Below are 14,014 nucleotides of genomic sequence, written 5' to 3' on the forward strand. Positions count from 1 at the left end.
CAATTATTAGATGATCAGAAAGTTAGCTGGATTCCTCCGAGAAATGTCCTGGCAGCAGGAAACTGCCCAAAATCTATCCCCATCCCTAAGGACTGGTCGATTTCAGTTCGCACAGCAATCTCTGGATCATATCCAGAATAATCCGTAATCGTAAAAAGGTTTTGTGCCGAAACATAAATCCGCAAATTGGATATACTGTTTTTTGCTATGGACTGTAAAAAAGCATCTGGAACCGTATAGCCCAAAGACAGGTTTTTTAAACGGGCATAGGAACCGTCTTCCACCCACCGCGAACTTGCCCGGGCATTGCCATTCGGATCTCCCGAAACCGCCCTAGGCACATCTGTCTGTGTATTGTTTGGGGTCCACCTGTCCAATACCACCGTGCTGGCATTGAACAGCCTGCTCATCCCTTCGGTATGGAACCGGATATTGCTGTATATCTCATTTCCCTGCACCCCTTGGAGAAAAAGAGATAGATCAAAATTCTTGAAATTGGCATTAAAATTTAGGCCATAGGTAAAATCCGGCATATAGTGCCCCAGATTGGTTCGGTCATCTGCACCAATGACCCCGTCGCCGTTGATATCCTTGAACTTGATATCCCCTGCTTGGGCATTGGGCTGTTGGCTGGTATCCTCGCCGGTTTGGAAAATCCCTTCCACTTCCCATCCGTAAAAATAAGCGATAGGCTTACCTTCTTCCGTATAGGTCATGGGATCCCCTTGGAAAGCCGGGCCAAAAATTGAATTTCCCGATCCAAGGGATATCAATTCATTATTGACAAAGCCAATATTACCATTGACGCCAAACTGGAAACTCCCGGTCTTCTTTTGATAGCCCGCGGTAAACTCCATTCCACGATTTCTAACCGTCCCCACATTGGCCACCGGCGCTACATCAAACCCTAAAGAAGGCGGCACGGGCACTCCCAGGATCATGTCCTCTGTCTTGTTGTCAAACCATTCCGCAGTAAAGGTGATCTGATCATTCAAAATCCCCAGATCCAACCCGATATTCTTCATAATGGTCGTTTCCCACTTCAGGTCTTCATTTGCCAAGGCATTGATCGTGCTGCCTCCCGCGAGGGTTCCGTTGAAGTTGTAGAACATATTGGAATTGATGGTCGCTTGATATACATAATCACCTATCCGGTCATTTCCGGTCTCTCCATAGCTCGCCCTCAACTTCAAATCACTGATGGCTCCGGCGCTTTGCATAAACCCTTCCTCACTGATTCGCCAACCGGCAGATACAGAAGGGAAAATCCCCCATTTGTTATCTGGTCCGAATCGTGATCCCCCATCCCGGCGGATGCTTGCACTCAGCAGGTACCGCTGTTTATAATCATAATTGACACGACCAACATAGGAAATCAGCCCATACTCGGTTTTCTCACTTGTCGTGACCTGGTTTTGGACCCCTTGTAGCTCCCTGACATCATTGGTCAGTTCATTTTGGCCCGATCCCGTAAGGGATGATGAAATGAACGTCTGCTTTTCTATCACACCCAGCAAGTCCAAATGGTGTCCTCCGAAATCTTTGTTATAGGAAAACTGATTGCTAAAAAGTGGGGATACGTAAGAATTTCGGGTTTGGCTGATGGCGGCAAATACCTGAAACATAAAATCGCCCGCATTGAACATGGGCGTATATTCATTTCGCTGCCCTGTGGTAATGTCAAGGCCCGTCATAAATTTATAATGAAAGCCCTCCAGTATTTTCACATCAATATAGGCAGAGCCCAAGATCTTAAAATCCTGGTACCGGTCCTGTTTGAGCGCTGCGTTCAGCACTGGGTTTTCCGGATCCGAACCATCCTCGGTATCCGTAGCCCTAAAACCTCCCTGTCTGCTGGGATCCCTGACAGGAATATAAGGAACCATCTTGACCATATGCTCCATCTGGCTTCGTCCTCCGCTGAATGGCTCGTCATTTCGATTGGTATAAGACACGGTAAGGGTTTGCCCTACAGACACCCTATCGCCAAGATCAAACTGAGTATTCGCCCGGAAGGAAACCCGCTCGAAGTCTACCCCTTTCATAATCCCATCTTGGGCAAAATACCCCATGGAAATATTGTATAGACTGCTCTCCCCTCCACCGGAAACACTGACGTTATAATCCTGGATCGGGGCAGATTGGAACATCTCATCCTGCCAATCGGTACGGACATTGGCAAATTCACCCAAATCATTAAAACGTTGTGGGATATCATCCCCTGAATTGGTCAAAAGTTCACGTCCGAAATCAAGGTATTGGTCTACATTTAGCAAATCCAAGGTCTTCCAGGCATTTTGGACGCCATAATAAGCGTCCAAGGAGACTTTCGGTTTGCCCTTGTTACCTTTCTTAGTGGTTACCAAGACTACACCATTGGCGGCACGGGATCCGTAAATGGCAGCCGTAGAGGCGTCCTTTAACACTTCAATCGACTCGATATCAGCAGGATTGATCTGATTCAACCCACTTGCCGGCATCCCATCGATAACATATAACGGGTCATTATTACCAACGGTGCCTATTCCCCGAATTCGCACCACCGGATCAGCTCCCGGGGCACCGGCATTGGTTACGGACACGTTAGCTGCCCTTCCCTGCATGGCCGAAGCCAAATTTGGAACCGGCAATTCCCTGATCTCTTCGGCGCTCACCGAGGATATCGCTCCGGTAACTTTTGCCCGCTCCTGCGAACCATATCCCACTACAACGACTTCATTTAATGCAGAAAGATTCTCCTCAAGAACCACATTAATAGTGGTCTGATTACCTACTTTCATCTCATGGCTAGCATAACCAATAAAAGAAAAAACGAGAAGGGATTCCCGAGAAGGCACTTCAATACTAAACTCGCCGTCAAGATTGGTAATGGATCCTTGGGTGGTACCTCTTACAGAGACATTTGCACCTGGCAAAGGCTCTCCAGTTGGGGCTCTTACTGTTCCTGTAATGATCAGGTCTTGGGCGGAAACGTTTCCGGAAAAACAGCCAATAAAAATAATTAAGGTGGCCAGCTTCCAAATTCCCTTTTGGTAGCGCACCGGTTTTCTTGGGTTGATAGATAGGGTCATACGGTGTGGTTAATTAGGGGTTGATTCTTTTTCTAAACAAGAATCATTTTAATACTATTATACCCTAAATTACACGTAATCAGACAAATATCAAATTATAAAAACATTAATATTATAATTCATATCATAATTGGATTTATGAAATCGATACCATACTATATTTATTACTATTTTTTGGAATAAAATTTACAAAAACAACATGTAACATCCTTATGAAATTTTTATAACCCACTCACAAAACCATTTAAACTCAAAACAAACCTCTTATAACACCTTTAAAGCATGTTCCACAGAGCATAATTACAACCGATTTCTATAAGTCCCATTATATTGTTAAAAGTCCTCCCAAGCACTGGGGGACAAAACCATCCTCTTGCCTCTCTCGTCCAATCATCGCCATGTCCATGGAAAATCATCACAGCATTGTTATCTTTGCACCCTTACCACAAAGACCTTCTCATGAAAAAATTGGCCGCAAAGAAAAAGCAGCAAAACATAGGCGAATACATTGTGTACATGTACCAAATGGAAGACCTGCTCCGTTCCTACCAATTCAACATGGACGAAGTAAGTCAGTATGTGGTTTCCCACTATCCAGTGACACCGGATGAAAAAAAAGAAATCACCGGATGGTTTGAAACGTTATCAAAGGATATGCAGGAAGAGGGCATTCAGGAAACAGGACACCTGAAAGCCACCCAACAGGAAGTCCAAAAACTGGCAGAAATCCACTGGGAATTGTTAAAGACTGACAAAGACTATTTTTCCATATACAATGAAGCGAAGCCTCACGTAATTGCCTCCATCATGGCAGCAGAAGGCCAGGACATTGGACACGAGATCCAAATTTGCATCAATGGTGTATACGGGCTCTTATTGTGCCGCCTGACCGGTAAAAAACTCACCTCGGAACAAGAAAAAGCTGCGCAAGCATTTGGAAAGGTATTGAGCTACCTCAACCTTGTTTATATGGACCGTAATAGACAAGTGCCACAAGGATAAATCTAGCGCATTTCACCTGCGCTAAAACTCCATATACTCGTAGATACTGCTGTAAAGCCCGTTATCATTGACAAAATCCAAAAATTTTTGGTAAAATGGATGGGTGCTCAAGGTGCCACTGTCCCCGACGACCATTAATTTCCGCTTGGCTCGCGTGAGGGCTACGTTCATGCGTCTGGTATCGGCCAAAAACCCGATTTCCCCTTCGTCATTTGACCGCACCATGCTGATCAGGACCACATCCCTCTCTTGCCCTTGGAAACCGTCGATCGTGCCAATGGTGACATGATCCGACAACTGCCTCAAGTTTTCATACTCGCTTCCTTCTTCCATCAGCTCTGCCAATTTCTTGACTTGGGCCTTATAGGGCGAAATAACCCCAATGGTAAAAGCCTTTTCCTTAAAAGTTGACACCCCAATTTTTTCCACCAGCTTCTCCAACATCCCCAGCCCAAAGCGTGCCTCATCTGTATTCAGCTTACTCAACGAATCCTTTTCCAGGTGTTCACCAAAGCCGCTACCTGCCGTATCGATATACGCCATCACCCTTTCGTCATGGCCCAGAAAATGTTCATCGGTCAAAGCGGCCGCTTCCAATTGTCCGTGGTAAAAATACTCACTTGAAAACCGCATGATAAGTTCCGGCATCCGGTACTGGACCCTGAGCATACGACTGGCTTCTGGTTGCCGCTGAATCACTTTTTCAAAAAGGGTTTCACTGAGACCGTCCTTCGCCGCCTCATAGGACTTGATGGTCGGGGGAAGCTGGCAGTGATCCCCAGCCATCACTATTTTTTGGGCTTTTAATACCGGAATCCATGTGGCAGGCTCAAGTCCTTGTGCAGCCTCATCGATAAATACCACCGGAAACGCCATCCCTTTCAGCACGGGGTGATTGGCCCCGACGAGCGTGGTGGCGATGACTTGGTTTTGTTGGAATACATCGTAAAGAATATAGTCCTCCAAATGCCTGGCAGCCTCTTTTACCTTGGAAGCCTCTGCAAACAACTGCTTCCGCTGCTGCCGCTCTGCAGCACCAAAATTCCGCTTATATTTCCTTCCCAGTTTACGGTATTCCTCTGCTGCCTTGCGCAATTTCTTCAAATCCCTAAAACTACTGTGCTGGGCTATTTTGGCATCCAGCGTCTGCTCCAACAATTCGTCGTCCACCCTTGCCGGATGCCCAATGCGCAATGTGGAAAGGCCTATGGCAAGGAGTTTTTCGACCAGCAGGTCCACTGCAGCATTGCTGGGGGCACACACCAACACTTGTCGATGTGACCGTAAGGTTTCCTCGATGGCCTGCACCATGGTCGTGGTCTTGCCTGTCCCGGGAGGGCCGTGCACCAAGGCCACCTCTTGGGCTGCCAACACCATTTCCACCGCCTCCACTTGGCTGTGGTTTAGATGAGGCGCCTCCACTGACTTGGGCAATCCTCTAACAAAAGAAGCCTTTTCCTGCCCTAAAAGGACATTTCTCAACTGCCCCAATCGGCCTTCGCCCGCCTTGATCACCTGCTGTACGGCATACTCCATCTCTCGGTAACTGGCTTCATCAAAATGCAGGTCAACACCAAGTTTGCCGTCATGGAGCCAATCCGGCCATTCATGGCCCATCAAGGTAACCACCATGGTGTTTTTCTTCACCATATTCACCACACCATTGGTGCGCAAGGGAGCACCATCAGAAAAATTAGAGAACAAGGAAACGGTTTTTCCTGATTGGAAGCCATGCGAAAGCCGGGTGTCTGCTCTTTCCACCTCCACAATCAACCGGTCTCCCAGCCCTACCTTCGTCTTCACCAGCTGCACGGGATACCAGCAGATCCCTTCCTTCTGCTTATCGGCGACCGAAGCACTGAGGGTTTTGGCCCGGTATTGCTCCAGGTCTTCTTTCCACTCTTTCTTTAAAAGTTGTAAAGTTATTTTTAATTCTTCCTGTATTCTCGACATCAATGGTTATTTTTAATATTCAAAACTAATGTAATTAAACCGAGTTTTCAGGCATCTAAACGTTTTTCAACATTGAACTTTTTGGCACACGCATATCTATCATTTGACCAGCCTAAGGTTTTGCTCGGAAACTTTATCGGGGACTTTGTACGCGGCAATGTGGACGAGCAGTTTGAGCCTGAAATCGCCATAGGCATCCACCTGCACAGGGAAATTGACCATTTCACAGACACTCATCCCGTGGTAAAGGAAGCCCAGGAAATGCTCAAGCCCCTCTACAAACGCTATTCCCTGGTCATTACCGATGTCTATTTTGATTACTTCTTGAGCAAACACTGGAAAGCGTATGACGACAGAAGTATACAGGAATTTTCACAGCAGGTCTATGCACTGGTGGACCAAAACAAGCAAAAACTCCCCAAAAGTTTTCTACAACTATTCCGCCACATGAAAAAAGGCGATTGGCTGGTCGCCTATGGCACCTTGGATGGCATGAAATCAACCTTGACAGGTATTTCCAAACTTACTACTTTTGAATCCAACATGGGATCTGCCCATTTGTTCCTCCAGCAACATGAAAAAACGCTAAAGGGATATTTTGACCGCTTCTTCCCAGATTTGATCACCTTCTCCAAGCAAAAACTGGAGGAACTAAGCAAAGACTATGATTCATTGTAAACCAAAACGGTCCACATATATTTCTTTGGGGATTGTCGTCGCTATCCTCTTTGCAGGCCTGAGCTATATCCTTCACGATTTTAGCACGGTAAGAACCTATGGCTTGGCCTTTTACCTGATCAGCGCCAGTATCCTAACCGTGGTCCTGCTCATGCTGTTGGTGAAGATGATGGCCGGATACCGGTTCGTATCAGCAGGAAAAGGAAAGATCATGGTAAGACTGCCCCTCAGGGGAATGAAAAAAGACTATGCCATAGCGGACGTGCTAGCTTGGCAGGAAGAAATCGTCCACACCAATAAAAAAGAATTCAGGCAATTGACCATCGTATTTGATGACAAAAGATCTATCAGCCTCAGCAACCATGAGCATGTCAATTACATCGAACTCTACAAATACCTGATCAAAAAAGTCCCCAAGAAAAAGGTAAAGGGCTGAGATAGTATCAAGTACAAGGTATAAAGTACGAAGACGAAGCAATGGCGAAATAGAAGATTGAATATCGAAGAAATGATCGGGACATTAATGGCAGGATATCCCATTTCGCTGTCCCGACCCACTTCTTGATACTGACATCTCATTTCAATGCTTCCAATCGTACTGATCAAGGTTTTCCAAACAGGCATTTAGCAGCTTGATGCTTGCGGCAATATCATGCTTATGTGCCATTTCAATGACTTGGTGCATATGCCTGGTGGGAATGGATATTGCTCCGGCAATCGCGCCCTGTTTCCCCATACGCTGCACTCCTGCCGTATCCGTGCCGCCTGCGGTAAGGATCTCAGGCTGCCACTTGATCTGATGGCCGTCAGCTGTCTTTTTCATAAAGTCTACCATTCTGTAATCACAAATGGTCATGGCATCCATTACCTTTATGGCAGTTCCTTTTCCAAGCTCGGTGACCTTTTCATGCGGAGAAGCTCCGGGCACATCAAACGCAATGGTCGTATCCAAGGCAATGCCAAAATCAGGATTGACACCATGGGCCGCGACATTGGCTCCGCGGAGGCCTACTTCCTCTTGAACGGTAAAAGTGGCGTAGACATCATAAGGTGGATTTTCGATAGCCTTTAAGGCCTCGATCAAAATAAAAACTGCCACCCTGTTATCAATGGACTTACAGTTTACACAATCGCCCATTTCGATCAGCTCGCGATCCCTGGTCACAGAATCTCCCACTTGCACGTATTTTTCCACCTCTTCCTTGCTCATCCCCAGATCTATAAAATAATCGGTGGTCTTAGGAAGCTTGTTTCTTTCCTCTGGTGTCATGACATGGATGGGTTTGCTGCCCATCACCCCTACCAAATCCTTTTTGCCATGCACAATGACCCGTTGGGCAGTGAGGGTCTTGGGATCGAATCCTCCCAAGGTATGAAACCGCAAAAAGCCATTGTCGTCGATGTGCGTAACGATAAAGCCTATTTCATCCATATGGGCCGCCACCATCACGCGCTTGCCATCAGGATTTTTGCTCCCTTTTTTGATCGCGATCACATTGCCTATATTGTCTACTTTCACCTCATCTACCAGAGGCGTCACTTCCTTGATGACCAATTCCCTGATTCGCTTTTCAAAACCAGGTGCACCGGCCACTTCACAAATTTGCTTCAACAGTCCTGTATTGATATTCATAGGTTTATCTTTTAATGGTTTCTTCTTTTAAAATCGGCAGGCTGAAAATACAAAAAGGCCATCAGAATGACGGCCTTTTTGATTATATTTTGAACGTTTGTCTAGTAGGCCCTGACGACCTTTCCTTCCATGAAGTTGACAAAGGATTTATTGACCACTTTCATGCCGCCCTCTGTCGGGAAATTCCCCGTGAAATACCAATCTCCCAAATGCTCTGGACAGGACTTGTTCAGGTTCTCTACCGTTTGATAGATCACCTTGACCTCCGCATTGATTTGGTCCATGGTAATGATGTCGGCTATTTTGTCAGAGACCTGCTGTGGCGTAAATTGGCTGTAAATATCTTTTACAAAATTCTCCTCCGCATCGGGATTAGCCACACATTTATCATATACTTCATCCAGTATGTACTGCTGGCCGGTTTCTTCCAACAGTTTAAGCGCAGCCCTGAAAGCGATAAATTCCCGCATCTTGGACATGTCAATACCATAACAGTCCGGATAGCGGATCTGCGGTGCCGAAGACACGACAATGATGCGCTTTGGCTTTAATTTGTCCAAGGTGGTCAGAATGCTCTTCTCCAGCGTCGTCCCCCGTACAATGCTGTCATCCAGCACCACAATGGTATCCACACCCGAGCGGATCACTTCATAAGTCGTGTCGTAAACATTGGCCACCATCACATCACGGTCATTATCGTTGGTAATGAAGGTCCTTAGCTTGACATCTTTGTTGACCAACTTCTCCACCCGCGGCCTGAAGCTGAGCAGGTCCTCTATGTTTTCCAAATGCGGCTTTCCTTCCAAGAGAATCTCCCTTCTTTTGGCGCTGAGGTAATCTTCAAGCCCTTCGATAAGGCCAAGGAAAGCTGTTTCTGCTGTATTGGGAATGTATGAAAAAACGGTGTTTTTCAGGTCAAAATCGATGGCTTTGAGAATCTGGGGTATCAGGGCTTTTCCGAGTTGTTTTCTCTCCCTGTAAATATCCGGGTCGGTTCCCCTTGAAAAATAAATGCGTTCGAACGAACAAGACTTTTTCTCCAGTGCGGAAAGGATTTCATGCTCTCCGAATGAACCGTCTTTATTGACGATCAGGGCATGTCCGGGCTTGATTTCCTGAATGGAATTATAGTCAATGTTAAAAGCAGACTTGATGGCCGGCTTCTCGGAAGCAATCACCACAATTTCATCATCGGCATAATAATAGGCCGGCCGGATGCCAGAAGGATCTCGTACGACGAAACTGGCTCCGTTTCCAATGATTCCGGCCATGGCATAACCACCGTCAAAATCCCTGCAGGATCTCCTCAGTATCCTCGCCACATCCAATTCCCGCTCGATCACTTCCGTGATCTCATTATTACTGTACTCATCTTTATACTTGTTGAAAATCCGTTGATTTTCCTCATCTACGAAGTGTCCGATCTTTTCCATCACGGTCACCGTATCGGTCTTTTCTTTTGGGTGCTGTCCCAGCTCTACCAGCTTTCCAAACAGCTCCTCCACATTGGTCATGTTAAAGTTCCCCGCCATCACCAGGTTCCGGCTTCTCCAGTTATTCTGTCTCAAGAACGGATGGCAGGTTTCTATGCTGTTTTCCCCGTGCGTGCCATACCTCAAATGCCCCAACCACACTTCACCTGAAAAGGCCACATTGTCCTTGATCCAGTCGGCATTCTTCAGTCCTTCTTCTCCACCGAGCTTTTTGGCTTTCCGAAATTTCTTGGCCACTTTTCCGAAGATGTAGTTGACTGCTTGCGGATCCACAGACCTGTACCGGCTGATGTACCGGGTACCGGGCTTGCTGTTTATCTTAATGTTGGCAATCCCAGCACCATCTTGGCCCCTGTTGATTTGTTTCTGCATTAGCACATACAGCCTGTTTGCAGCATACATGGGTGTACCATATTTATCAATATAGTATTGAAGGGGCTTGCGGAGCCTGACCATGGCTATGCCGCATTCGTGTTTGATTTGATCACTCATCGGGTATTTGCAAGTAGTATTTTAAGCAACAAAGTTAAACCTTTTTTATCACTTTCTCCCAAATGTCTCGGGGCTTTAACAACCCATTTTAAAAAAGAAAAATTCCTTTTTACAAAATTTGTCTTTAAAAACACTTTGCTAAAAAAAATAATATTTCACAATAATCCTATCAACTTAAAAATCAACCTACAAACAAAAGGCTAACCTAAAAATAATTATTCCGTAACCTGATTTTTTAAAATAGTACTTTAAACCAGTGTCATCACTCCCACAGCGGATACTTCTCTAAGTTTACTTCCCTGCCAAAAAACAATTTAGTGGTACTTTCGAATGAAGCGGTATAGTCTGACACCAAAAAACGATCCTTCCCTTTCGCACCTTGGTTCAGCAATCCCTTCCCTTTCAGGTATGCCCTCGTCGCCTCAGCAATCATCTCAGAACTGTCGATCACGGCCACCTTTTCCCCATAAAGTTCATCTATTTGTGGCTTTATCAAAGGGTAATGGGTACAGCCTAAAATCAGGGCATCGATCCCCTTGAGTTCCTCATCGTCCAAATAGCTTTTGATGATCTCTTTGCTTATTCGGTTGCTGTGAAAGCCCTCCTCGATCATCGGGGCCAATAACGGGGTGGCCAGCGCCGAAAAGGACACACCCTTGTCCAACCCCTCGATTTTATGACGATAGACTCCTGAGTTGACCGTTTGCTTGGTCCCTATCAGCCCTACACGCTTTCCGGCAAGGTGCTGCCCTACGTATTGCACCACTGGCTCGATGACATCAAAAACCGTTGCCCGGGAAGCCACATATGCCTTTACCAACTCGTAGGCTGCCGTGGAAGCCGAATTACAGGCGATCAGGATCAATTTGCAATTGGCCTTTAACAATACATCGGCAATTTTTACGGCATAGGCTTGAATGGCCGCAGTACTTTTATCTCCATAAGGCAAATGGGCCGTATCACCAAAATATACCAATTGCTCTTCGGGCAGCACTTTCTTTACCGCCCTGGCGACGGTCAAACCGCCAATACCGCTATCAAAAATCCCTATGGGAGAACTTTCCTGCATAAACGTCAAACCTTAGATTAATCGATTTGATTACCCCAATACCTATTGAAGCCATACCAAACTTATCAAGCAAGTCCCCTAAGCACCACTTGAACGATTTCGGATGATAGGCCTTCTGAAATGGATACGGATAACCACTAAATGAAAACAATGCTAATTGTCCACAAAACTATAAAAAAAGATCCCTCAAGCGCACGTGCCTGAGGGAAAATTGCAAGCAAAGAGTTATTGTTTTAATTAAGATGAAAGCCAAGTTAAAATAATTGGAGCACAACTGCAACTGCCCCCTCGGCATTTGGTAAATCTACATTTTGGGGATTATCACCTCATTATATTCCCAACAATTGGTGAAAACAAGCTAAAAACGTGGCTTTCAACACATTTAACCAGGAATGGTCTGATTTTGGCTCAATTATAATAGTGCTTACTTACTGAATCACCAAAGCCATCCGGTTCGATCAAAGTACCTAAATTACTATTACTATGAAATGGTCATTTCTCACATATCTCCTTTGTTTATTCCTTATGGTGGGATGCGGTGAATCTCCATCCACTGCCCATCATTCTTCCGCCTCGATCCCAGCTGAAAACTGTCCACCCCAAACGCAGGTATCCTCCAAAGTCATCGAGTACAGAAACTTGCCATCCCCCGTTATCAATTCCCTCGATCAAAACAGTGTTTTCGCTGAAATGAAATTGATCAAAGCCACCAAAGTTTCCAGTGGACATGGGGCTGTTTACAGCTTGGCATTTGAAGACGAAGAAAAATTCATCATCAGGGCAAAATTTAACGAATCCGGCCGTCTTATTCCCTATGACAGTCAGCCTATCGAGGTAGCTCAACCCCTTAATAAACAGCCAAAAAAGTAATTTCGATCGTTTATTTTATTATGATCAGTCCTACGTTTAGGAGCAGCATTAAAACTATTTCAATTTTAATAAAAAAATATTCTCAACAGTAAAACGTAAAAATAACAAATTTCATGCTGTAAAGAGCAATAATTTTCATAAGTAGATAACTGACCACCTTTTCGTAAAAAAAGCCATATTTTTTTATTAAAAGCTTATAAAAATATTAATTACTTTAGCAGATATAATCTTCCATAATAAAAATCGCACAATTCATTGCCTTGGAGATTAATTGACGCTAACTCACCAACAAGTACGAAATAAGGCAAGGTTTAATTTATGGCACAGTTTCAGCTGTGTTTACCTTTTATAGAATAGTTGACTTATGGCAAATGCAAAGATACTTCTGATTGAAGATGATTTGACCTATTCCAAAATCATCAAAAATTTTCTTGAGAAACACGATTACGAGGTGGACCAAACCTCTAAGATCAACGAGGCGTTTGTGATGTTGGACAAGAAACCCTATGACCTGATCATCACTGATTATCGGTTACCGGATGGAACGGGAATGGAAGTACTAGAAAACATTGTCCATAACAAAAAGAACACAAGGGTCATCCTCATCACAAACTATTCGGACATTAGGACGGCGGTACGTTCCATGAAGCTCGGAGCGATAGAGTACATCACCAAACCTATCAATCCCGACGAACTGCTTACCACCGTAAACGAAGCGCTCAAATCCCCTCCTACCAGAGGTGTCCCGGAAGATCAAGCTTCTGCGGTTTCCAAAAGCCCCAAAAAAACTTCCAAAACCACCGCTGGGGATGCCTATGTGGTCGGAAAAAGCCCCGAATCCCTCCAGCTGGAACAGTATATTTCACTGGTAGCCCCCACGGAAATGAGTGTCGTAGTCCTTGGGGAAAGCGGAACAGGAAAGGAATTTATTTCCAAACGCATCCATGAAAAATCAAAACGGTCTGGCGGACCTTTCGTCGCCATCGACTGTGGTGCCCTATCCAAAGAACTTGCTGGAAGTGAATTGTTTGGACACGTCAAAGGTGCCTTCACCGGTGCACTGGACAATAAGACCGGCAACTTTGAAATGGCCAATGGTGGGACCATTTTCCTTGATGAAATCGGAAACCTGAGCTATGAAGTGCAGATCAAATTGCTTCGTGCCATTCAAGAACGGAAAATCAGAAAAATAGGAGGAACCAAAGATATCCCAGTAGATGTCAGGATCATCGTAGCCACCAACGAAGACCTGTCCAATGCCGCAAAGAAAGGTGAATTCCGGGAAGACTTGTACCATAGACTAAACGAATTCAGCCTTAAGTCCACTCCTTTGCGTGACAGGGGCGAAGACTTATTCCATTATGCGGCCATTTTCCTTCAAGACGCCAATCAAGCACTCGGGAAAGACATCCTTGGTTTCAATGAAGAGGTAAAGGAAATATTCAAAACCTATAGTTGGCCCGGAAACTTAAGGGAACTCAAGAACATCATCAAAAGGGCTGTGCTTTTGACCACCGATGATTACATCCAAAAGGAATCCCTTCCGGTAGACCTGCTGTTACCCGAAAATTCAAGTACTCAAAACAGCAATACCAACGATCTCAAATCATCCTTTGAAGTGCAGGAAAAGGCCATGATCATCAAAACGCTCAATGAGGTCAAGCACAACAAGTCCAAGGCCGCGAAAATCCTCAACATTGACCGCAAAACACTTTATAATAAAATAGAAAAATACGGCATCGATTAATTTAGG

General features: G+C 45.2%; 10 protein-coding genes. 5 read left to right on the plus strand and 5 right to left on the minus strand.

Annotated elements, in window-relative coordinates; genetic code table 11:
• Window positions 1–14: 14 nt before the first annotated feature.
• Window positions 15–3,071 (minus strand): SusC/RagA family TonB-linked outer membrane protein, encoded by a 3,057-nt coding sequence (locus ECHVI_RS22630; RefSeq protein WP_015268336.1) that lies wholly within the window; start codon window positions 3,069–3,071, stop codon window positions 15–17.
• 459 nt (window positions 3,072–3,530) lie between these two features.
• Between ECHVI_RS22630 and ECHVI_RS22635 the strand changes: the two genes are divergently transcribed.
• A complete protein-coding gene (locus tag ECHVI_RS22635) occupies window positions 3,531–4,073 on the plus strand; it encodes a DUF4924 family protein (RefSeq protein ID WP_015268337.1) in 543 nt (180 codons plus the stop codon).
• Window positions 4,074–4,094: 21 nt separating this feature from the next.
• Here the strand turns inward: ECHVI_RS22635 and ECHVI_RS22640 are convergent, their stop codons facing one another.
• A complete protein-coding gene (locus ECHVI_RS22640; RefSeq protein WP_015268338.1) occupies window positions 4,095–6,026 on the minus strand; it encodes an AAA domain-containing protein in 1,932 nt (643 codons plus the stop codon).
• 72 nt (window positions 6,027–6,098) lie between these two features.
• On the opposite strand from ECHVI_RS22640, the gene ECHVI_RS22645 reads away from it, so the two are divergent.
• Both ECHVI_RS22645 and ECHVI_RS22650 read left to right on the plus strand, forming a co-directional pair.
• Window positions 6,099–6,704 (plus strand): acyl carrier protein phosphodiesterase, encoded by a 606-nt coding sequence (locus ECHVI_RS22645; protein WP_015268339.1) that lies wholly within the window; start codon window positions 6,099–6,101, stop codon window positions 6,702–6,704.
• A complete protein-coding gene (locus ECHVI_RS22650) occupies window positions 6,691–7,140 on the plus strand; it encodes a hypothetical protein (protein WP_015268340.1) in 450 nt (149 codons plus the stop codon). The genes ECHVI_RS22645 and ECHVI_RS22650 overlap by 14 nt, the downstream gene beginning before the upstream one ends.
• A 144-nt stretch (window positions 7,141–7,284) precedes the next feature.
• On the opposite strand, the gene ECHVI_RS22655 is transcribed toward ECHVI_RS22650, so the two are convergent.
• The 3 genes from ECHVI_RS22655 to murI form a co-directional block, all read right to left on the minus strand.
• Window positions 7,285–8,337 (minus strand): M42 family metallopeptidase, encoded by a 1,053-nt coding sequence (locus ECHVI_RS22655; protein ID WP_015268341.1) that lies wholly within the window; start codon window positions 8,335–8,337, stop codon window positions 7,285–7,287.
• A 101-nt stretch (window positions 8,338–8,438) separates the two neighbouring features.
• Window positions 8,439–10,322: an amidophosphoribosyltransferase gene (locus ECHVI_RS22660; protein ID WP_015268342.1), complete on the minus strand. Its 1,884-nt coding sequence runs from the start codon at window positions 10,320–10,322 to the stop codon at window positions 8,439–8,441.
• A gap of 262 nt (window positions 10,323–10,584) precedes the next feature.
• The gene (murI, locus tag ECHVI_RS22665) at window positions 10,585–11,391 is read right to left on the minus strand and encodes a glutamate racemase (RefSeq protein WP_015268343.1); all 807 of its coding nucleotides are present in this window, start codon (window positions 11,389–11,391) and stop codon (window positions 10,585–10,587) included.
• A 483-nt stretch (window positions 11,392–11,874) separates the two neighbouring features.
• Between murI and ECHVI_RS22670 the strand changes: the two genes are divergently transcribed.
• Entirely contained in the window at window positions 11,875–12,261 is a 387-nt protein-coding gene (locus ECHVI_RS22670) for a hypothetical protein (RefSeq protein WP_015268344.1), read from the plus strand.
• A gap of 364 nt (window positions 12,262–12,625) precedes the next feature.
• The gene (locus tag ECHVI_RS22675; protein WP_015268345.1) at window positions 12,626–14,008 is read left to right on the plus strand and encodes a sigma-54-dependent transcriptional regulator; all 1,383 of its coding nucleotides are present in this window, start codon (window positions 12,626–12,628) and stop codon (window positions 14,006–14,008) included.
• Window positions 14,009–14,014: the final 6 nt, after the last annotated feature.

This window comes from Echinicola vietnamensis DSM 17526, from assembly GCF_000325705.1.
GTDB classification, from domain to species: Bacteria; Bacteroidota; Bacteroidia; order Cytophagales; family Cyclobacteriaceae; genus Echinicola; species Echinicola vietnamensis.